Annotated in this window: 20 protein-coding genes; 9 read left to right on the forward strand and 11 right to left on the reverse strand. The window is 37.0% G+C overall.

The genetic code is table 11. The annotated features are described in order from the left end of the window. Positions 1-7: 7 nt before the first annotated feature. Positions 8-250 (forward strand): thioredoxin family protein, encoded by a 243-nt coding sequence (locus tag OE105_RS02320; protein WP_275421116.1) that lies wholly within the window; start codon positions 8-10, stop codon positions 248-250. Positions 251-332: 82 nt separating this feature from the next. Here the strand turns inward: OE105_RS02320 and OE105_RS02325 are convergent, their stop codons facing one another. From OE105_RS02325 to OE105_RS02340, 4 genes are all read right to left on the reverse strand, one after another. Continuing rightward, positions 333-998: a response regulator gene (locus OE105_RS02325; RefSeq protein ID WP_275421117.1), complete on the reverse strand. Its 666-nt coding sequence runs from the start codon at positions 996-998 to the stop codon at positions 333-335. Between the two features lie 148 nt (positions 999-1,146). Continuing rightward, positions 1,147-1,851, reverse strand: a complete 705-nt coding sequence (locus OE105_RS02330; protein WP_275421118.1) for an ABC transporter ATP-binding protein — start codon at positions 1,849-1,851, stop codon at positions 1,147-1,149. Further along, positions 1,848-2,660 (reverse strand): ABC transporter permease, encoded by an 813-nt coding sequence (locus OE105_RS02335; protein ID WP_275421119.1) that lies wholly within the window; start codon positions 2,658-2,660, stop codon positions 1,848-1,850. The genes OE105_RS02330 and OE105_RS02335 overlap by 4 nt, the downstream gene beginning before the upstream one ends. 43 nt (positions 2,661-2,703) lie before the next feature. Continuing rightward, on the reverse strand, positions 2,704-3,258 hold the full coding sequence (locus tag OE105_RS02340; RefSeq protein ID WP_275421120.1) for a nitrous oxide reductase accessory protein NosL: 555 nt from the start codon (positions 3,256-3,258) through the stop codon (positions 2,704-2,706). Between the two features lie 115 nt (positions 3,259-3,373). On the opposite strand from OE105_RS02340, the gene OE105_RS13905 reads away from it, so the two are divergent. Beyond that, positions 3,374-4,932, forward strand: a protein-coding gene (locus OE105_RS13905) for an IS3 family transposase (protein ID WP_420842561.1) whose coding sequence is annotated in 2 segments (ribosomal slippage) — positions 3,374-4,007 and positions 4,007-4,932 — 1,560 coding nt in all. Because the reading frame shifts where the segments join, the coding sequence is not laid out codon by codon here. Positions 4,933-4,974: 42 nt separating this feature from the next. Here the strand turns inward: OE105_RS13905 and OE105_RS02355 are convergent. From OE105_RS02355 to cls, 3 genes are all read right to left on the reverse strand, one after another. Beyond that, complete coding sequence (locus OE105_RS02355) at positions 4,975-6,204, reverse strand: right-handed parallel beta-helix repeat-containing protein (protein ID WP_275421122.1); 1,230 nt, start codon at positions 6,202-6,204, stop codon at positions 4,975-4,977. Positions 6,205-6,427: 223 nt separating this feature from the next. Further along, on the reverse strand, positions 6,428-7,591 hold the full coding sequence (locus tag OE105_RS02360; protein ID WP_275421123.1) for an MFS transporter: 1,164 nt from the start codon (positions 7,589-7,591) through the stop codon (positions 6,428-6,430). A 101-nt stretch (positions 7,592-7,692) separates the two neighbouring features. Further along, on the reverse strand, positions 7,693-9,141 hold the full coding sequence (cls, locus tag OE105_RS02365; RefSeq protein ID WP_275421124.1) for a cardiolipin synthase: 1,449 nt from the start codon (positions 9,139-9,141) through the stop codon (positions 7,693-7,695). 425 nt (positions 9,142-9,566) lie between these two features. Between cls and OE105_RS02370 the strand changes: the two genes are divergently transcribed. After that, entirely contained in the window at positions 9,567-10,649 is a 1,083-nt protein-coding gene (locus OE105_RS02370; protein ID WP_275421125.1) for an ATP-binding protein, read from the forward strand. A gap of 17 nt (positions 10,650-10,666) precedes the next feature. Then, positions 10,667-10,822 carry a twin-arginine translocase TatA/TatE family subunit gene (gene tatA / locus OE105_RS02375; protein ID WP_275422073.1) on the forward strand — a complete coding sequence of 52 codons (156 nt, stop codon included), beginning with the start codon at positions 10,667-10,669 and terminating at the stop codon, positions 10,820-10,822. A gap of 93 nt (positions 10,823-10,915) precedes the next feature. Here the strand turns inward: tatA and OE105_RS02380 are convergent, their stop codons facing one another. The 3 genes from OE105_RS02380 to OE105_RS02390 form a co-directional block, all read right to left on the reverse strand. Further along, a complete protein-coding gene (locus OE105_RS02380) occupies positions 10,916-11,125 on the reverse strand; it encodes an alpha/beta-type small acid-soluble spore protein (RefSeq protein ID WP_275421126.1) in 210 nt (69 codons plus the stop codon). A gap of 507 nt (positions 11,126-11,632) precedes the next feature. Continuing rightward, positions 11,633-12,739, reverse strand: a complete 1,107-nt coding sequence (locus tag OE105_RS02385) for an ABC transporter ATP-binding protein (RefSeq protein WP_275421127.1) — start codon at positions 12,737-12,739, stop codon at positions 11,633-11,635. Between the two features lie 145 nt (positions 12,740-12,884). Beyond that, positions 12,885-13,790 carry a helix-turn-helix domain-containing protein gene (locus tag OE105_RS02390; protein WP_275421128.1) on the reverse strand — a complete coding sequence of 302 codons (906 nt, stop codon included), beginning with the start codon at positions 13,788-13,790 and terminating at the stop codon, positions 12,885-12,887. A gap of 232 nt (positions 13,791-14,022) precedes the next feature. On the opposite strand from OE105_RS02390, the gene OE105_RS02395 reads away from it, so the two are divergent. Then, positions 14,023-14,283, forward strand: a complete 261-nt coding sequence (locus OE105_RS02395) for a metal-sensitive transcriptional regulator (protein WP_275421129.1) — start codon at positions 14,023-14,025, stop codon at positions 14,281-14,283. A gap of 135 nt (positions 14,284-14,418) precedes the next feature. On the opposite strand, the gene OE105_RS02400 is transcribed toward OE105_RS02395, so the two are convergent. Then, positions 14,419-15,816: a YheC/YheD family endospore coat-associated protein gene (locus OE105_RS02400; protein WP_275421130.1), complete on the reverse strand. Its 1,398-nt coding sequence runs from the start codon at positions 15,814-15,816 to the stop codon at positions 14,419-14,421. Between the two features lie 585 nt (positions 15,817-16,401). Between OE105_RS02400 and OE105_RS02405 the strand changes: the two genes are divergently transcribed. The 4 genes from OE105_RS02405 (at position 16,402) to OE105_RS02420 (ending at position 19,776) form a co-directional block, all read left to right on the forward strand. Next, the gene (locus OE105_RS02405) at positions 16,402-17,538 is read left to right on the forward strand and encodes a DUF445 domain-containing protein (protein ID WP_275421131.1); all 1,137 of its coding nucleotides are present in this window, start codon (positions 16,402-16,404) and stop codon (positions 17,536-17,538) included. Positions 17,539-17,686: 148 nt separating this feature from the next. Beyond that, on the forward strand, positions 17,687-18,040 hold the full coding sequence (locus OE105_RS02410) for a YlbF/YmcA family competence regulator (protein WP_275421132.1): 354 nt from the start codon (positions 17,687-17,689) through the stop codon (positions 18,038-18,040). A 148-nt stretch (positions 18,041-18,188) separates the two neighbouring features. Next, complete coding sequence (locus OE105_RS02415; RefSeq protein ID WP_275421133.1) at positions 18,189-19,055, forward strand: HAD-IIB family hydrolase; 867 nt, start codon at positions 18,189-18,191, stop codon at positions 19,053-19,055. A 295-nt stretch (positions 19,056-19,350) separates the two neighbouring features. Then, positions 19,351-19,776: a helical membrane plugin domain-containing protein gene (locus OE105_RS02420; RefSeq protein WP_275421134.1), complete on the forward strand. Its 426-nt coding sequence runs from the start codon at positions 19,351-19,353 to the stop codon at positions 19,774-19,776.

Consider the following 19,776-nt stretch of genomic DNA (forward strand, 5'->3'; position numbering starts at 1 on the left):
ATGGATTATGGTCATTAAAATTTTAGGAACAGGATGTAGAAATTGTGTTCGATTGGAGAAAAATGCGGAAGTAGCGGTAAAGGATTTAGGAATCGATGCGGAAGTCGTGAAGGAAACGGATATGGAAAAAATTGTAGAATATGGTATTATGTCCACACCGGCATTAGTTGTGGATGAAAAAGTCTTGTCCTCTGGAAAAGTTCTAAAACCGGACGAAATTGTCCGTCTAATAAAAGGAACGAATCATTAAAATGAATGGATAGGAAAGGAACATCCCTTTTCTATTTAATTTGAAAGGAAAGTAAAGTTCATATTTTTTACAAATAAAGGGTTCACTCATCGATGTTTTTCTTTTCATCAAAGAAATTTTTTAAAGAATATACGGCTAACTGTACCCGATTTTCCATTTGTAATTTCCGAAGTAAATTTTTTATATGGTTTTTAACGGTATTTTCCGCAATGGACAATTGTTCAGAAATTTGTTTATTTGTCAGTCCTTTCGTAACTAAAAGAAGGATTTCCCTTTCCTTCGAAGTAAGTGAAGGAAGGGGTTTTTCTTCATGAAAATGTCGAACTTGCATTTGGCTCCAAATTTTCCCAGCTATTTTTCTCGCGGGTAAGTTCGAACCTTCTACTAAACCGCGCAAATATTCTAAAAGATCTTCATCCTCCATATTTTTTAACAAAAAACCTTGAGCTCCATATTGGACAGCAGCGAAGAAATCTTCCACATAGCAAGCTTTGGTTAGCATAACGACTTTCATTAAAGGATGTTTTTCCTTAATGATCTTTACCGCATCCAATCCGCCCATAAAAGGCATTTCCATATCTAGTAAGACGAGGTCCGGCAAAAGTTCATTACACAGTTTAATCGCTTCCATCCCGTTTTTCGCTTCTCCAATAATCGTAAAATAGGGATCTTTCAAAAAGATTTTTTTAAATTTTAGCCGTTCCTTTTCATAATCGTCCGCTATTACTACCCGATAAGAAGTCTTCATAACATCCGCTTCCTTTTTTGCCCCTTTGAAGGATGGTACATCGACTGTGTCTGTTTGTTGAAATCCGCATGTATAAACATTTTATCAAAAAAAAGTAAGAAAGAAAAAATGTTCGCAGGTGAAGCCAGTTAGGGTGATTTTTGTCATTTTATACCTTTCTATATAAATGTAACAATTCAAAGGTGAAAGAAGCGGGATCGGAAAAGTCGTTTTGTAACGTTTTAACGAGTTTCCCGTTTTCCATAAAGAGGATTTGATCCCCTACCTCCGCTGCCACATCCATCATATGGGTGGAAAAAATGACGGTCGTCCCTTTTTTTTTCATTTGTTTGATCAAGTCGACAAACTGATTAATCCAGTATGGGTCCAGACCATTCGTTGGTTCATCCATTATCAAAACGGATGGATTTGCACAAATGGCCTGACCGAATAACAGCCGTTGTCGCATCCCCTTCGATAAATGTTTTACTTCTTCGTTTCGCTTCTCTTCCAACCCGATGAGTTCAATCACTTCATCAATTCGCTCGTTGGAAACGTTACGAAAACTACCGTAAAATTGTAAAAATTCCTTGACGGTTAAACTTTGTTGAGCGTAAAATTCATCGGGCATATAGCCGATTTTTGATACATATTTTTTTCGATCCTTCAAAAAATCGATGGAATTGATTTTTACAGTACCTGTACTCGGTACCGAAATCCCTGCAATAATATGGAGTAACGTGCTTTTCCCTGCTCCGTTTCCTCCAGTTAATACGATGCATTCCCCTTCCTTAGCTTGCAGTGAAATAGGATATAGGGCCGTTTTCTTTTTAAACGTTTTTGAAATTTCCTCGATGGCTAGAAGGGAATTCATTTCATTTGTCTCCTTTTTAGCAGAATGAAAGAAAGAAATAGTGTAATCGATACGTAAGCAATGAAATATTCGATCAATATGATCCAGCTGTTACTTGATGCGAAAAGTTCGACTAATGAATAATAGGCTTCACCAAATACGGTACCACTTCCCCATCGGGCGACAAAAAAGAAGCGGAGAAACTCTGCCGGATTGATAAAAAGAGCGAGTTTCATCAACGGGCTAATCATCGGATAAGGAAAGAGGCCTAAAATAGCAATTAAGGCGGTCGGCCAAATCATGATTAGAAAAAACCATATCGAAACCGATATCATAAGGGCTTTCCAACGGGTTGAGACCATCGAACCGAAAAGGATGCCCATCAATAAAAAGATCAATATTAAAAGAATGGAAAAAGCGTATATGCCCAAAAGCAAATTCCCGGAAAATGGAATTTGAAACAATAAGCCTAGTGCCATACTGATTCCGAAGCTAAAAGTAAAGATGACCCATTGGGATATAAATAACCCAATTACTTTCCCGAATAAGTAAGAGGGGATATTTACCGGATAAGTAGCCAATAAATGCCATTTTCCATTTTCGATTTCTCCGCTGATAGAAAAGGAACCGGTAATTAGCATAAATAAAGGCAATAGGTAAAGAATGATGTTAACAATCGTAGCGGTAATATTTGTATAACCGGCGACTCCACCGTAGTTGCCTTGTAACAAAAATAAAAGGGAAAATACAAGCATCCATAATACGATTAAAGAGTAATAGGATTTTTGACGTGTAACCATCTTCCATTCAGAAAGCCATACATGTTTCATACATAAACGTCCTTTCATCGGAGCAAAGGGTTTTTAAAAAAGATCATTCTCCATCGTGGTCTTCGTCGTGATCATGTCCATGATCATCGTGTTCATCGTGATTATGATTTTGATGTTGTTCCATATTCATTTTTTTCATTTCTTCATTGACCGGCCAATCGTGTTTGAGAAGTTGATCGTAGGTTAAAACTTCCCCTTGATTTTCTTCCATATAGGCTTTTGCATCTTTTTCGTTTTTAAATGAGATAACATTATAGGCCATCGGTGTTCGGACTGTTCGATCATAAACGTATGTTGCTTCTTCCGTTTTAATCCATTCCTTTGTATTAAAGTCACGAACGAAGGAAGCGGCTACATCTCCATCTTCATTTTCGTCGAACCAGACGAACATACACCCGATATCGTCATAAACGTACGACTTCCCATTTTCCATCACAACTTGAGTGGCGAATTCATTATCCGCTACTGCCATATTACAAACTTCGCACTTATCCGTTTCTTCATTGATCGACACAGGCTGTACTTCTTTTTTTCCACAAGCTGATAAAGTGAATAATAAAATAATCAGTATAGTGATAGACGTTTTTATTGATTTCATATTTTTCTCCTCCCATATATTATAAATAAAAGACTAAAGGCTATCATTGTTGGTATGCTCCCCTTAGGGTAGACAGATTAAAAAATAAAAATCTGTTAACCTAGGGGGAGTTTTTGTGTCTAACACATTTTATCCGAGTGATTTTAAATATGAAGTCATTATGGCTTATAAAAGTAAAGAATATTCCCTTAAAGAGATCTATACCAAATTCAAAATCCCTAAAGTTACCTTATATAACTGGGTGGAAAAATTTGAAAAAGATGGAATGGATGGTTTATCGGATTCAAAAAAATGGAAACGATATTCTAAAGAATTGAAAGAATCTGCAGTTCGCGATTATTGTTCGGGGAATTACTCCCAATATGAAATTGTTCGAAAGTATGGAATTTCTAGTAGAGGGGTACTTCAAAAATGGATTAAAAAGTATAATAGTCATGGAGAATTACTAGATACAAGAACAAGGAGAACACACTCGATGACTAAAGGAAGAAAGACAACCTGGAAAGAACGAATTGAAATTGTACAAGATGCTCTAGCGAACGGAAAAAATTATCAAAAAACATCGGAAAAGCATCAAGTATCGTACCAACAGGTATATCAATGGGTACGTAAATATGAAGTTGGTGGATGGGACTCGTTAAAGGATCGACGAGGACGGTCGAAAAGTGTAGAAGAACTAACTTTAGAAGAAAAAATGAAGTTAGAGATGCGTCGAATCGAAAAAGAAAATGAACGTTTGCGGGCAGAGAATGCTTTCTTAAAAAAGTTAGAGGAGATCGAAAGGAGGCGAAAATCAGTCAAGTAAGATTTGAAGATAAATATATCGCCATTAAAGAACTTCATGAAACGAATCAGTTTAATATTGTCTTATTATGCGACGTTGCCGGTGTTTCAAGAGCTGCTTACTATAAATGGTTAAATCGGATTCCCTCCTCTCGAGAAATGGAAAATGAAGAAATCATAAAGGAAATGAAGGTTATCCATAAACATGTGGAGGGAATCTATGGGTATCGTCGAATGAAATTAAATATCAATCGAAAACTTGGTAAGAAAGTGAACCATAAACGTATTTATAGACTTATGAAAATGGCCGGGATTCAATCCGTTATACGAAGGAAAAAAACTCGATATAAACGTTCGAATCCTCAGCACGTTGCCGAGAATTTATTGAATCGTGAATTTACAGCTGAAAAACCAAATGAAAAATGGGTAACGGACGTTACTGAGTTGAAATATGGTTCTTCAAAGAAGGCGTATTTAAGTGCCATTCTGGACTTACATGATGGCTCAATCATTAGCTATGTTTTAGGGCATTCCAATAATAATGATTTAGTATTTAAGACCCTTGATCCGGCCATTAATCGATTAGATGGAGACCACCCGCTTATTCATAGTGACCGTGGATTTCAATACACCTCACATGGATTTAAACGAAGAATAGAGGAGGCAGGAATGACGCACAGTATGTCAAGAATTGGAAGGTGTATTGATAATGGACCAATGGAATCGTTTTGGGGAGCACTTAAATGCGAGAAGTATTATTTACATAAGTATGAAACCTTTGAGGAACTCTCAAAGGCGATTGATGAATATATTTACTTTTACAACAATGAAAGATATCAAGAAAGGCTAAACGGCCTTAGCCCCATTGAATACAGGACTAAAGCCGCTTAAATCATTTTAATTATTTCCACTGTCTACTTGACAGGGAGCAGTTCATGTCATACTTAAAAACCAAATAAATCCACTGTTGGAATGATGGTTATTATTTGGGACAAAAACTTCTTCCATTAAAGGTTTTTCATCGGTCAATAAAAGATGTTCTGGACTTTTTAATAATTTTTGTAAAACGACCATCCCCGGGTGATGGAAAAAGAGTTGGTATTCATCCGCCTCTTCCGTTAATTGAAGGAAGAAAGGATCGGCACTGTATTTAAGATTGCTTTTTCCATCGCCGTCCGTATCGAGAACGCTTGCATCTTCCCAAAAATTATTCATTATCTCGTTATTTTCACTATTGATTCCTTGAATTGTATTTATATTTAAAATGAACGAGTTGTGAGAAATGGTATTATTTTTAGCCCGGTTCAATTGGGCACCGATAAAATTTGCATATACACGATTTTCCACAATAGCATTTTCTTCGGAATTTTCAATGAACATTCCGACCCGATTATCTTCAATTTGATTCCCTTTAATCGTCGAGTGGTAAACATCGTACAGAAGTAGTCCTTGGGCGTTCACGTTTTTTTTGTTTCCGCCTAATAAATTATTTTCGACAACGGTGTTTTCCGTTTCCATAATCATAGCGCCAGTCACATTATCCATAAAGGTATTTTCCTTTACGGTGACTTCATCCGAATACATGATATGCAATCCATACCGGGAGCCTTCCACATAATTTTGGCGAAAAATATTAAAGGGGGAGCTTTCGAGATAAAATCCATCGGTTACATTTTTAATTTCGTTTTGTTGAAAAATGTTATAATAGGAATTCCATATTTCGATTCCATTCCGTTTTCCTTCCCCGGTTAGTTTAATGTTTTCAAATGTAGAATTTTCCACCCCCTCCAGTAGAATACCGACATTTTCCGCTTCAATCTCCATATTCGTAACATGATGGTTTTTCCCTGAAATAAACATGGCGGTAGAACCGGATTCGCCGAGGCATCGCATAATCTTTACATTTTCGATGGTTACACCTTCACCTGAAATCGAAATAGCGGGTGTATCCGAACAAATTTGAAATCCGGAATTTGGTTGCCCGATGACCCTAATCGGACGATCGATTGAAATCGGTTCCGAGTACAATTTATCCTCTAGGATAATCGTTCCACCATCAGGTGTTTGATCAATTAATGATTGGAGATTTTCTGCGTAAACTTCCCGTTGTGTAACGAGAAAAAAGAAAGCGATGACAAGAATAAGCGTCCGTAACCGTCCCATTGCTGTTAAGCTCCCCTCATTTTGCTCCTGGTTTTCACATTGTAAGTGATAGTTACTATCAACAATCATAAAATAGCTAAAAAATAGCGAAAAATATATAACCCTTTAGGGCTATTCCATACATATTCATGAACATTTTGTAGCGGAATTATGAATAAATGGTGAATTCTATCTTTTTATCGTACAAATATTGATTACATTAAAAAAGGATAGGCTCTAACACCTACCCTTCGATACTTTTAACTTTTACTTTGTAAAATTGAAACAATGTGAATGCGACAAGGGATAGTAAAATTCCTGAAATGTAAGGGAGCGTATGTTCAAAATCAAATAAGGCTCCCCCTAAAGGCGGACCGATAATCCTTCCTAAAGAATCAAAAGAGGAAAGGAGACCGGTAACACTCCCTTGTTCTGAATCTGTTGACTTCGTTAATAAGGTTGTTATAGCAGGGCGAATAACCCCATTTCCGATTCCAAAAATGCTAATGAAGATCGTGGCAGTTAGAAAATTGGTTGTTAATAAAATAAGGCTAAATCCGAGGATCGAGACGATAATGCCTCCTTGAATCACCTTTTCTTCACCAAATTTTTCTGATAAAAACCCCATTAAGCCACCTTGAACGATGGCACCAGCCAAACCCATAATCATAAAAACGTAACCGAGTTCTGCACTTCCAAGACCGGCCCTATTGTAGGCAAAGTAAGGGAAGGTCGTTTCCAGTCCGGCAAGGGAAAGGGAAATGAAAAACTGTAAGAAAAATAATACGATGTTTGCCCCTGAAAATGCATCCCATCTTGATCCACTACTTTGTCGTTCAATTTGACGTTTCGATTGCGGAAGGGATTCTTTTAATGCAAAAAGAACGAAGAAAAAGGTAAAGACTGATAAAAATCCAGCAACATAAAAGGGAAAGCTTAAACTAAGCTTCGAAAAGATTCCTCCGATGGCAGGACCGAAAACAAATCCGAGTCCAACGGCTGCCCCGATCATCCCCATTCCTTTACTTCGATTTTCCGGAGTCGTAATATCCGCCACATATGCCATGGTCGTAGGCATATTCGCAGATGATAATAAACCACCGAGAATCCTTGCTACAAAAAGCATCCATAACTGATCCGCAATTGCCATAAGGAAAAATGATAAAGCAAGTCCAGATATACCGATCATCATCACTGGTTTTCTTCCAATGCGATCGGAAATTCTCCCCCACATTGGGGAAAACAAAAACTGCATCAAGGAATAAGACGCGAGTAAAAAGCCTAATTCTTTCGTGTTTGCACCTAATTTTTCAGCATAAAAGGGTAGAACGGGAATAATAATCCCGAACCCAACCATGACGATAAACATGACGAGAAATAAAATCAATATTGCTTTCCGATTGTTCATATGACAAACTCCTCTATTTGCAAAGATTTAATGTCCCTTCGAAAGGGAAATGTTAAAAGATAATGTGAAACAATGAACGAATCCCCATTCTTACGGAATGATTAAAGAATGGGGGAGAGAAGGCGAGATACGGATTCCTTCAGACGGATGATGAAGGGTCGTTTCAAATAATCCGCATATGTAAACTCTCTAGATAATGCTATATCTTTTTGAAAGATGTTTACCAGTTGTTTAGCTGTTTCTTTATGGTAAATAAATGCGTTGACTTCAAAGTTTAATTTGAAACTCCGAACATCGATATTGGCCGTTCCAACCGATGCCGTTTCTTCATCGACGACGATCATTTTTGCATGGATAAAGCCGTGATCGTAAATATATACTTTTACACCGGTTTTTAACAATTCCCCGATATAGGAATACGTTGCCCAGTAAACGAACATGTGATCCGGTTTGTTCGGAATCATAATATGCACGTCAACGCCAGAAAGGGAAGCGATACGAAGGGCATCTAAAATACTTGCATCAGGGATAAAATAGGGTGTTTGAATATAAATCGATTTTTTGGCTGACGTGATCATTTTAATATAACCGTATTTTATTTGTTCCCATTCTGAATCTGGTCCACTCGTGACAATTTGCATCGGGACGTTTCCAGAATGATGAATGTCAGGAAATAAATTTTTGGAATAGACGATATCATTCCGTGTTGATGCTTGGTTCCAGTCTAAAATAAATCGAATTTGTGCAGCGTGGACCGCGTTCCCTTTAATTCTCAGATGGGTATCTCGCCAATAGCCAAATTTTTTGTTCAACCCTAAATATTCATCGCCAACGTTGAAACCACCGACGTAAGTTATTTTTCCATCGATAATGACAAGTTTCCGGTGGTTTCGAAAATTAATTCTCAAATTGACAAAGGGGATTTTCGAAGGGAAAAATACTTCCACTTCACCACCGGCTTTAATCAGTTTATTAAAAGAACGTTTTTTAATTCTACGGGACCCCATTTCATCATATAAAACGCGTACCTTTACCCCTTGACGGGCTTTTTCCGTTAACAGATCGATCAATTTTCGTCCAAGTTGATCATCTCGAAATATGTAATACTGCAAATGAATATGATCCTTCGCCCCTTCAATATCTTGAAATAAAGATTTAAATTTTTCCGCACCATCCGTAAAAATTTTTACTTCATTATCTTGGGTTAAGAGGGCATTATTATTGGACAAAAACAAATTCATTAAATCCCGACGAGCCTTTTCTTCGGCCGTTTTTAAAGGGTAGCTTCCGTCACGAATTTGTAACGTCTGTTGTCGGATTTTTTTTTCAAAACCAATTTTCTTTAAATCTTCCCAAAAAAACAGTCGCTTCCTTGCCAAATTTTGGCCTAAAACTAAGTAAAGGATAAAGCCCAATAATGGAATAAAAAATAAAACGAGTAACCAAGCCCAAGTAGCACTCGGGTCCCGTCTTTCTAAAAAGACGACGACAACGGCCAATATAATGTTCAATAAAAAAGTGATGCTAATGAAAATTGTTAAAAGATCCATCATTTTGCCCCTAACATCATGGAGGTGGATGAAAAAACTCCACCGACCCGTGATTAGTGATTCCGTTTATTTTCCAATGACCAATGATTTCCGTGTGTGAAAGATGTAGAGTATTTTCAACAAAAAATTTCCATCTAATTTGATAAAAAATGACGGTTAAAGTCATAACTTTACATACTATAGCATTTATTATAATACAAAATATTTTTGTGTGAAATTTAAATTACTTTTGTCCGATCAATAGTGAAAAAATTTGTTTTATTCACACAGGTTCTTTAATAAGAACAAATCGACTGATAAGCCTCAAAAAATGAATATTTATAATTATCTTTTTGTTTGTTATAATACAATTGTTAAGGGTTTGATTATTCGATTTGTTCTTTAAAAAGATTTATTCTTTTATTTTTTAAAAGTGGGTGGTTATGTTGGGAACACTCCAAAATTCATTAAACAAGATGAATGTTTATGTGCAAATTTTACAAAAAATCGCAGACCATTTCCATAGTGTTGTTACATACAGTACGATGTCAGGAATTATCCGATATGTTTCTCCTAATTCAAAAGATATTCTCCAATACGAACAAGAACGGATGGTAGGCAAAAAAATTTCCGATTTTTTACATGAAAATGATTGGATGAATGCTGGTGGGAATCGGGTGCTTTTTCAAGGAAATGGAAGCAAATATACGATGCGAATTCGAAAAGGGGACGGTACGTATATTTGGGTAAATGTAACCGTGTATGCCGTCAATGAAAGGGGGACGTTAAATCAAGGAGGGCTCGTTTACGTCATAAACAAGTTAATCGATCATGAAGATTCTTTGCTGCAAAATGATAAACTCTCCCTTTTCGGTCAATTGGCTGCCGGAATTGTCCACGATATCCGAAATCCATTAACATCATTGAAAGGATTCATCCAATTGATGAAATCGGAAAAAAAATATAATAGTGAATATTTACGGATTATGGAAACGGAAATGGAACAAATCGATGCCATATCGAAAGAATTAATGATTTTTGCTAAACCGACAGAACCCCAGTTCACTTCGTGCATCTTACAATCGATTTTATATAGCTGTCTGAGGTTGTTGGAAGGACAATTTTTCCAAAAACGGATTAAAGTCGAAACAGATTTGGAGAAAGAACCTATCTATATTGTCTGTGATGAGCAAAGACTACGACAAGTGTTGATCAATTTGATGAAAAATGCCATTGAAGCGATGGACAAACCCGGAAAAATTACGATGAAAGTAACGAGGGGGACAAAGGAAGGAATTTTTGAAATTACCGATGAAGGTAGTGGAATTCCTGAAGAGTTAATCGGTAAATTAGGGCAACCGTTTTTTACAACGAAAAACAATGGAAATGGATTAGGACTAATGATGTGTTATAAAATAATTGAAGAGCATGCTGGAAGGATTGAAGTGGAAAGTAAAGAAGGAGAAGGGACAACTTTCCGTGTATACTTACCATTAGCGAAAAAGGAAAAAGCAAATCCGTCTACGTAGATAGGAGGAATGAAATGATGAAACTCGGTTTTGGAGAATTGGCGGTTATTTTATTCGTCGCCCTTCTCATTTTTGGACCTGCGAAGCTTCCTGAATTAGGCAAGGCTGCTGGAGAAACGTTGAAAGAATTTAAAAAGGCTTTGCATCAGTCAGAAAAAGAGAAAAAAAAATAAAAAAGTTTTATCGTGTCTTTATCATTTGTTCATTAGGAAAAGTGTTAAAAAGCCTCCGCGTTTTTGCGGAGGCTAAGCCATGTTTATTCATTTTTAATAATTTTGTTGTCCACCTGAAAGTTGTTGTTGGGCCATTTGAACTAACCTTTTTGTAATTTCTCCTCCTACGGAACCGTTCGCCCGGGAAGTTGTGTCTGGTCCGAGGGTTACACCAAACTCTTGGGCAATTTCCATTTTCATCTGGTCGATCGCTTGTTGCACTCCTGGAACTAACAATTGATTTGAGGAACTGTTGTTTGCCATGCTAATCTCCTCCTAATGATTTTTGGTTGGGTTTGTCGGGATTTCACCGACTAGCACCTCTTCAGAACGGATTTATAATTGTCCTGAAAAAGTGCCACCTAATTAAAGGTTCAACCCATCGATGAAATAAGGAATTTCTATTTCATATTGTGTTAAAAAATAAAATCCCTATACATTTTCGTATAAGGAAAATGATTCCTTTATTCATTCGATAAAAGGGAAAAATGTGAGTATAGGTAATGTTTTCGTATGAAAAGGGTAGGAAAAATGGAAACATGTTTTAATGAAATCCACGAATCGTTCCATTGATATTTAAAAAATCATTATGAATAAGAAATAGGTACTTCATTGAATGGTGGAAAAGAATCAACGATGGGAAAATGATTTCAGATCGTGTTAGGGGATGTTGAAGGGAATAAAATTGATTGGATAGGTAAAAATGTAAAAAACCTACCTTGATAAAAATCAAGCTAGGTTTTTATATAAGGGGGATAACAAAAGGGAATATTATTCAGCTCCACGAATTCGGATTTCCGATTCAGGATCGAAGAAATGAGCTTTATTCATGTCAATCGCTAATTTAACATTTTGACCAGCTTTGTATTCCATCCGTGAGTCGATCCGTGCGACGAATTCATGTTTTCCAATGGTCGAGTATAACATTTCTTCAGCACCGAGTAATTCAGCTACTTCAATCTTCACATCGATTGTCGACCCTGGGAAAGATTCTAGGAATACCGGTTCATCATGGAAATCTTCCGGACGAATACCAAATATGACGTCTTTTCCGACGTAACCTTGATCCCGTAACACTTTCATTTTACCTTCAGGGATTTCTAGTTTTAAATCTGCAATTTTGATGGCTCCATCTTCTACCGTTCCTTCAAAAAAGTTCATGGCAGGAGAACCGATAAATCCACCGACGAAAACATTTTCTGGGAACTCATACACCTCTTTTGGTGTACCGACTTGTTGAATTACCCCATCTTTCATGATGACGATTCGAGTGGCCATCGTCATCGCTTCCGTTTGGTCGTGGGTTACGTAAATCGTTGTCGTATTGAGTCGTTGGTGCAACTTGGCGATTTCAGCACGCATTTGTACACGCAATTTCGCATCGAGGTTGGATAATGGCTCGTCCATCAAAAACACTTTTGCATCCCGTACGATTGCCCGACCGAGTGCAACCCGTTGTCTTTGTCCACCGGAAAGTGCTTTCGGTTTTCGCTCCAAATATTCCTCTAATCCTAAAATTTTCGCTGCTTCTTTCACCCGTCTGTCGATTTCATCCTTCGGGAATTTGCGTAATTTCAAACCGAAGGCCATGTTATCATAAACGGTCATATGTGGGTATAATGCGTAGTTTTGGAAAACCATGGCGATATCCCGATCTTTTGGAGGAACATCATTTACCCGTTTTCCATCGATGTAAAGATCACCTTTCGAAATTTCTTCAAGTCCGGCAATCATTCGAAGGGTGGTGGATTTACCGCATCCAGATGGACCGACAAAAACGATGAATTCTTTATCTTTTATATGCAAGTTGAAATCCTTTACTGCGGTCACTTTATTGTCATATACTTTATAAATATGTTCCAATTTTAATTCAGCCATATATTTTTCCCTCCTGAGTGAAAACGATTTCTATTTCACTAGTTAGTTTACCGAAAAAGACAATTGACCGGTATAGGCAACGTGCACAAAAATGATTCGGTAAAATTTGGGCGCTTGTTCAATAAAGCACAGAAATGGTAACTCTTCATCGGTCAGACAAAACGGTCTCGGCAAAGATGCAGATGAAATAGACGGAAATTGCCCCTTTAAACTCTTTAATATCAATCGATGAGCGTTCGACAAATTTATCGATTCGATATTGGAGACTATTTCGATGTAAAAACAATTTTTTTGCCGTTAAGCTCGTGTTTAGATTATTTTCTAAGTAAAGTTTAATGGTTTCCAGTTGTTCTCGGTCATTTTGAAATAAATCTTCCCATTCCGCACGTAAAATTGGAATCAGTTCATTTCCATCCATCGTCACAATGGTGAGGGGAAAAGCTGTTTCAAATGTAAAAATATGGGTTTGGGGAAGAATTTTTCTCGATAAATAAAAATATTGCTCTTCCCTTGAAAAATGGTCCTTTAACAGTGTTGATACGTGATAAAAACGACCTAAGTAAAAATCGACGGAAAAATAAAAATCCGATAATACCGCCTCTGTTAAGGATAGAACGTCGTCTGGTAATAAAATTTCTTCCGTTTCCTTTTCAATGATGACCCCACTGTTTTCCCGAAGCCAAACGATCGTCATATGATCTTGAAAGAAGGATTTTAGCGTTTCTTTAAAATTATCCCGATTGGATTTATCACGGATGGAAAAGTGGATAAACCGAATTCGATTTCCTTCTGTAGATGGAGGGTCTCCCCCTTCCGTTAAAAACTTGTACCATTGTTGTTCGATTGCCGAATGATTGAGTAAATGATTAGATGGTTCAATTAAAATAAAAAAGGTTTCCAAAAGTTGTTTTTCCCGATGATTTATATCCTCTTTCGGTATGGCGATATAGGATTTTGACAACTCATCAAAAAAACAATAAAACGTTGGATTAGTAATTGGAGTATCTTGGATGATGGCGTTTCGAAAAATCGACTTTATTTTTTCCAACATATAAATAATCCCTTCCATTCTTCCATATTTATAGAAACGAATCTCAAATTTAGTAAAAAGTTTTCGTTTTTCCATTTTCATTCGGGTAAGTGAGATGTCGAAAAAGAAAAAAAGATTATATTGTCATTTTAGAACGGAATGAATCGTTTATTCAAGGAGAAACGGGAAAATATGCACAAGCATTGGAAAATCAGGTATAATGAATGTAACATAAGGGTGAGAGGTGCGAAAGATGGAATATTCCCAAGATGTGATCAATCGATTAAAACGAATGGAAGGACAGATTAGAGGCATTATTCGGATGATGGAAAAAGGAAATGATTGTAAAAATGTCGTAACCCAATTAAGTGCAGTCCGTTCGGCTGTCGATCGAGCAATCGGGCTTGTCGTTGCCAAAAATTTGGAAGCTTGTATTCGGGAAGCACAGGAAAAGGGAGCTACGTCCGAAAATGCGATTAAAGAAGCGGTGGATATGATCGTCAAAAGTCGCTAAACATTACACTAGGGGCTTTCGTTGTTAAAATATAATAAATTTTAAGAAGCCGGCAACCTTTTGCCGGCATGCTTAAGCCTTTCCATATTTATGCTTAAACTTTCCCCACCACCATCCTTTATTCTTTCCATATAGTTAAGGTGAATTCGCTGTGAAAGAAGCATGTTGAATGGCCTTTTCAAAAAATTTTTCCGGAACTAAAAAAAATTGTTCAGTCAAATATACCGAGTAGGACAAAAGAAATTTACGAATCATTTGTTCATTTTTACTCAAATCAGGGTGACTGAAAATCGATCGCCCAGGTTTTGAATTGGCTTCGAACATCCACACGTTACCTTCTTCATCGATCCCAAGATCAAAGCCGATTTCACCTAAACGTTCATGGTACCTTTTATCTAATTCTTTACTCAATATTAAAGCAGCGTTTATAAGAGAAAATACATTCCGGTTTTTCTCCCTTTGATCGGGAAATAGTTCATCCACGGTTTTTACGGATCCACCGGATAATCGATGGGTAGTTGCCCCCAATGGATTTGCGACTTTAACGGCTATAGCTGTAACATACCATTTTCCGTCCTTTCCTTTATTTGTATGGACACGAAAATCCGCCGGACATCCGTTTATTTTTAAAAGGGGAATTCCCCGTTGAATAACGTACTCTCCCTTATCCTTTTTTTCCAATAAGTGTAAAAGCCTTTTGATGGAAGAAAATTTTACGATACGGTTGTTCCCTTTTTTATCTCTAAAACTGCATAATAAATCTTTTCCTTCCTTTTCAATTCGATAAACCCCATTTCCTAAACTACCTTCATTTGGCTTCATATATACGCATTGGAACTCATCGAGCATCATTTTTACATCCTTTTCCTTTTGAAAAGGAATTGTTTTTGGTATATAGGTTTTTGTTTTCGTATTTTGAGTGAGTTTTTTATAGATCTCTATTTTGTTGAAAAATCCCGGGTTAAATGATGGGATAACATATTCCTGCGTTAGCTTCCCCTTTGCTTCCTTTATTTTTTTAAGTTTTTCTACTTCCCGATTCGGTAGGCGGTCGTAAATGATATTTGGTAAAGGAACACTCATTTCCATCCATCGATTTTGATAGAAATAATATCCCCTCACTAACCCCTTATCCCAATCGATATGTTGTAAACCGAAAAGGATCGGTAAAACACCGACACGATGACCAACGGAAAAAAATTTTGCAAATTGATAACTTCGATTCCCAAGGGGGAGTTTAGACCCCCTCGTAAATCCTGCTGTAAAAATGCCGACGATCGGCCCGAGGAAAAAGGTTTGATGATGGCAAAAAAGATGCAATCTAAGTGGAATATTTGGAATGTGTAAAAAATCCTTTAATGCGGTGCTAATCGATATCGTTTTTTTCTTTCGTTCATGGGGAAGGACCTTTGCACTTGTAACGAGAGAACCGAAGGCGACTTGTTCGATGGGCTGGTCAAAATCATTGTCTTTCGGAAAATATAGTATTGGCCGGGAATCCGTAAAAAATTCAACGGAATAACATTTTGTCATTGTTCCCCCTCCTATTTATATGTAATACTAGGCGTGCATGTTGAATAGGTGCTTCATAAAGAGTTTTGGGTTTCGTGGAGAAATACATTTTTTCCTGGTTTTTCCATTACTTCTAAAAGCTATACAACACCATTGCCATCAAAAGCACGCTCAAAAAAATATTAAAAAAAGGAAACGTCTCTTCAACCTATTTGATTTTTCCCTTCGAATATTGACAGTTGGAACTGGTCTTTTTCTTCTTCGCGGCTACAAGGGAAAAGGGATAAACATCTGATCTCTTTTTAAAGCTAAATTAGCCATATCGGAATGGAAGGTGCGATTCCTTTGTTCATCCAAAGTGCTAATTCCGATTGAATGCATTCATTATCCGCCATTGATTTAAAAGGTTTAGGAAAAAGGGGTGTGGTTTCAAAACATTTTCTTTGTATTGCCCCGTTCGTATACAAACGATATAATGATTCAATATAGAGGTTAGATGAAAGAACGTTTATTTTTGGGCGGATGCCATATAGCACATCATATGAAACTGAATGAAAGAATGTGCGTAAATTAATTGGATGAATTTTAGCAGAAAGGTCGAAAACGATGTATTCAATATTGATGATTCTTTCCATGGCAATAATTGGAGCAGTCATTGGTGGGATGACCAACTCCCTTGCTATAAAAATGCTATTTAGGCCATACAAGCCGGTCTATATTGGTAAATGGCGGCTTCCCTTTACCCCTGGACTTATTCCGAAAAGACGAAAAGAATTGGCGAAACAATTAGGATATCTTGTCGTAAATCATTTAGTTACTCCAGAAACGGTTCAAAAAAAATTAGCAGAAGGACCTTTTCTTAATGAAATCAAATTATTTGTAGGGAAAAGCATTCGTAAATTTTTAAATTCTAATCGTTCCCTTGTCAATTGGTTTCAACAAATTCACCTAGAAATCGATCAATCGCAAATTCAGCAAAAAATCCATAGGTTTATGGACGAACAATTGGAAAAGTGGCTGAACAAAAACCGCAATAAAACGATCAACGGATTTATTCCCCTATCCATTTGGTCAAAAGTAGATGAAAATATCGAACGATTGTCAAAGATGATTATGGATAAATTGATCGATTTCGTCACAAGTGATCGAGGGAGAGTGTTAATTCAACATACTTTAAACAAATATTTAGAACGAATTAAGTTCGGACCAATGCTCCAACTTTTTCTCAATGAGGAGCAATTAGTCGCAAAGATTCAAATGGAAATTGTAAGTCTTTTACAGTCCGATTCAAACCGGAAACAATTGGCAGAATTTATTCGAGAAGAGGTTGATCGGGTAAAAGCTCGCCCCCTTTCTGAACTACTGGAAAAAATAGGTGAAAAGGACATTAAAGAGGCAATTACTAAGGAATTGCATCAGGCGGTAGACATTACAGCTTTCCTTCATCAACCGTTATCGAATTATTTGGATTCATCGGAAAAGGAGCAATTGGAAATAAAAGTGTCCGAAACGATCGTTCAATTCGGTATGGAACAATTATCAAAACATATTCATCAAATTATGGATACGTTACAAATTGTTGGGATGGTTGAAAGGCAAGTGGATTCCTTTTCAACAAAAAGATTAGAGGAGCTTGTTTTAACGATTAGTGGTCGAGAATTGAAAATGATTACGTATTTAGGTGCCTATTTAGGAGGGATGATCGGTCTGATCCAAGGCATCATCGTTCAGTTTTTCAATTGATTCGTTCAACGAACTTAGGTCCCTTCCCCCGAAAGAAAAATTTCCGCACTTCCTCGCTTTTTGCCTCATAATTTGATATAGTGAAGTGAAAACAAAAATATGGAAAACCAAAAGAGAAATTTGGTTTTCTTTTTCATGGAGGGATTTTATGTCTGTAGAAGTATACAATATCGCTGAAAATCTAGAAAAGACGATTCGAGAAAGTGATGAATTTACTCAGTTGAAAACCCAATACGACAAAGTTTTTTCCGATGAACCAACAAAGCGGATGTTTGAAAACTTCCGAAATATTCAACTTAGTCTTCAGGAAAAACAAATGATGGGTCAACCGATCTCAGAAGAAGAAGTTCAAAAAGCTCAGCAGATCGCCGCTCTCATTCAGCAGAACGATTTGATTGCCCAATTGTTGGAAGCGGAGCAAAGAATGAGTACGTTAATTGCTGAAGTAAACAAAATTGTTATGAAACCATTGGAAGAATTGTATAACGATCAAATGAAATAGGCGCATGTTTGTTTAAAGAAAATCACCTTATGAAGTATGTAGGGTGATTTTTTATTTTCTCCCTTCCTTCTATGATCCGTGTTCTATAACTTTTTTTTTCAACATAGTCATGTATTGATAGGCATCTAGTGGCAGAGGGGGAAGGAAAATGATTTACCGCTTGCTTGCGATGAATATTGACGGAACGGTTTTGCAATCAAATGGGAAGATCGATAAATCGGTGAAGGCAGCCATTGACTATGTGCAAGAAAAAGGTGTGACAGTAACGCTGATGACGGGTCGTAATTTTTCTTTTGCTAAGCGGGTTGCAAAAGCGTTGAATATCCGATCTTTGATTATTTCCCATCACGGGGCGTTTATCGCTTCATCGATCGATCAGGCGATTTTTGTCAAGCGTATCGGTGAAGAGACTTTATTCGACATCGTTCAATTTTTAGAGTCCTTTCCTTGTGAAATTCGTCTTATTCACGAATCCTTTTCCATCGGAAACAAGCCGGTAAAGGGTCGTCGTTTGATGGCAAGGGCGGTCATCGATTCGAATAGTTTTTCCGTATATCAATACCGATTTGTGGAACGTCTTAGTCGAACAATTCAAGAAGAACATATTCTTCCGACCCATTTAGTGACTATATTTGAAGAAAAGTACCATGCGGAGGAAGTGAAAGCGGCGATTCGAGGGATGTTTGATGACGTGGAAGTGAAAACCTATGGTAAAAAAATGATCATTTTGCCAAAAAATATTTCAAAATTATCCGGGTTACTCTATGTTGCTGATTATTGGAACATATCTTTAAAGGAAACGGTTGCCATCGGAAGTGGAATGGATGATTTAGACGTTCTTATCGCGTCCGGATTAGGTGTTGCCATGGGAAATGCCCCTGATGAATTAAGGGGGAGGGCCGATTGGGTGACGCGTACGAACGACAGTCATGGGATTTATTATATGGTGAAAGAACTGTTTCGAAAACAACAACCATTACCTTTTTTGGAAAAAATACAAGGCGTAAAAAAATAATGCATGCCTTGATTATGTTCTTTCTTTTGCACAATTGAACAGGTAAAAACCATGTTAAAGTTCTTATTTTTTTTTGCTTTTTACAAAAAGAACGTTTAAAATAAGATTTGAAATAACTATTATTTACAAGTAATTCGCTTCTTTTCCCGTTGAACGGATTCGTTTATAAGAGGCATGATACATAAAGTCAAGTATACCTTAAGTGAAAGGGTTTACATGATTCGGCATTTTTGGGAAAGGAATTGACTTACTTTTTATATGAAAATATTTAAGAAAAGTGAAGGGAGATTTGGACATGTCGAACGTATTGGAAGATCAAGTAAAGGCTAAAGAAAAATCGGTAGACGAGCGTGAGCTGTTAGATTTACTCTTGAAACCAGAAGTACAGCAGTCATTGACCGCCTTGGTGGAACAGCTTCCAAAATTAAATGAACTCGTTCAAGTGTTAACAAAATATCAGGATATTGTCCAATCACTTGCTTCCGATGAAATTTTGAAAAGGGAAATGTTCGAGGCGATGCGGGATACGATCACACCTGCTAAGCAGTCGATTCAACAGGTTGCTCAAAACGTCATCGAAGCGAAGGAAGCGGCTGAAAAAAGTGAGGAAGTAATCGGCTTATTCGGATTGTTGAAAATGATTAAAGACCCGCAAGCACAAAAACTGTTTCGCTTTATCAATGCCTATCTAAAAATCGTATCTGAAAAAGAAGAAAAATAA

It is taken from the genome of Fervidibacillus halotolerans (genome assembly GCF_026547205.1).
Classification (GTDB): domain Bacteria; phylum Bacillota; class Bacilli; order Bacillales; family Caldibacillaceae; genus Fervidibacillus; species Fervidibacillus halotolerans.

Coding starts and splice junctions, on each gene's coding strand:
- OE105_RS02320 (WP_275421116.1), top strand. CDS start 8: ATGGTCATTAAAATTTTAGGAACAGGATGTAGAAATTGTGTTCGATTG.
- OE105_RS02325 (WP_275421117.1), bottom strand. CDS start 998: ATGAAGACTTCTTATCGGGTAGTAATAGCGGACGATTATGAAAAGGAA.
- OE105_RS02330 (WP_275421118.1), bottom strand. CDS start 1,851: ATGAATTCCCTTCTAGCCATCGAGGAAATTTCAAAAACGTTTAAAAAG.
- OE105_RS02335 (WP_275421119.1), bottom strand. CDS start 2,660: ATGAAACATGTATGGCTTTCTGAATGGAAGATGGTTACACGTCAAAAA.
- OE105_RS02340 (WP_275421120.1), bottom strand. CDS start 3,258: ATGAAATCAATAAAAACGTCTATCACTATACTGATTATTTTATTATTC.
- OE105_RS02355 (WP_275421122.1), bottom strand. CDS start 6,204: ATGGGACGGTTACGGACGCTTATTCTTGTCATCGCTTTCTTTTTTCTC.
- OE105_RS02360 (WP_275421123.1), bottom strand. CDS start 7,591: ATGAACAATCGGAAAGCAATATTGATTTTATTTCTCGTCATGTTTATC.
- cls (WP_275421124.1), bottom strand. CDS start 9,141: ATGGATCTTTTAACAATTTTCATTAGCATCACTTTTTTATTGAACATT.
- tatA (WP_275422073.1), top strand. CDS start 10,667: ATGAAACTCGGTTTTGGAGAATTGGCGGTTATTTTATTCGTCGCCCTT.
- OE105_RS02380 (WP_275421126.1), bottom strand. CDS start 11,125: ATGGCAAACAACAGTTCCTCAAATCAATTGTTAGTTCCAGGAGTGCAA.
- OE105_RS02385 (WP_275421127.1), bottom strand. CDS start 12,739: ATGGCTGAATTAAAATTGGAACATATTTATAAAGTATATGACAATAAA.
- OE105_RS02390 (WP_275421128.1), bottom strand. CDS start 13,790: ATGTTGGAAAAAATAAAGTCGATTTTTCGAAACGCCATCATCCAAGAT.
- OE105_RS02395 (WP_275421129.1), top strand. CDS start 14,023: ATGGAATATTCCCAAGATGTGATCAATCGATTAAAACGAATGGAAGGA.
- OE105_RS02400 (WP_275421130.1), bottom strand. CDS start 15,816: ATGACAAAATGTTATTCCGTTGAATTTTTTACGGATTCCCGGCCAATA.
- OE105_RS02405 (WP_275421131.1), top strand. CDS start 16,402: ATGTATTCAATATTGATGATTCTTTCCATGGCAATAATTGGAGCAGTC.
- OE105_RS02410 (WP_275421132.1), top strand. CDS start 17,687: ATGTCTGTAGAAGTATACAATATCGCTGAAAATCTAGAAAAGACGATT.
- OE105_RS02415 (WP_275421133.1), top strand. CDS start 18,189: ATGATTTACCGCTTGCTTGCGATGAATATTGACGGAACGGTTTTGCAA.
- OE105_RS02420 (WP_275421134.1), top strand. CDS start 19,351: ATGTCGAACGTATTGGAAGATCAAGTAAAGGCTAAAGAAAAATCGGTA.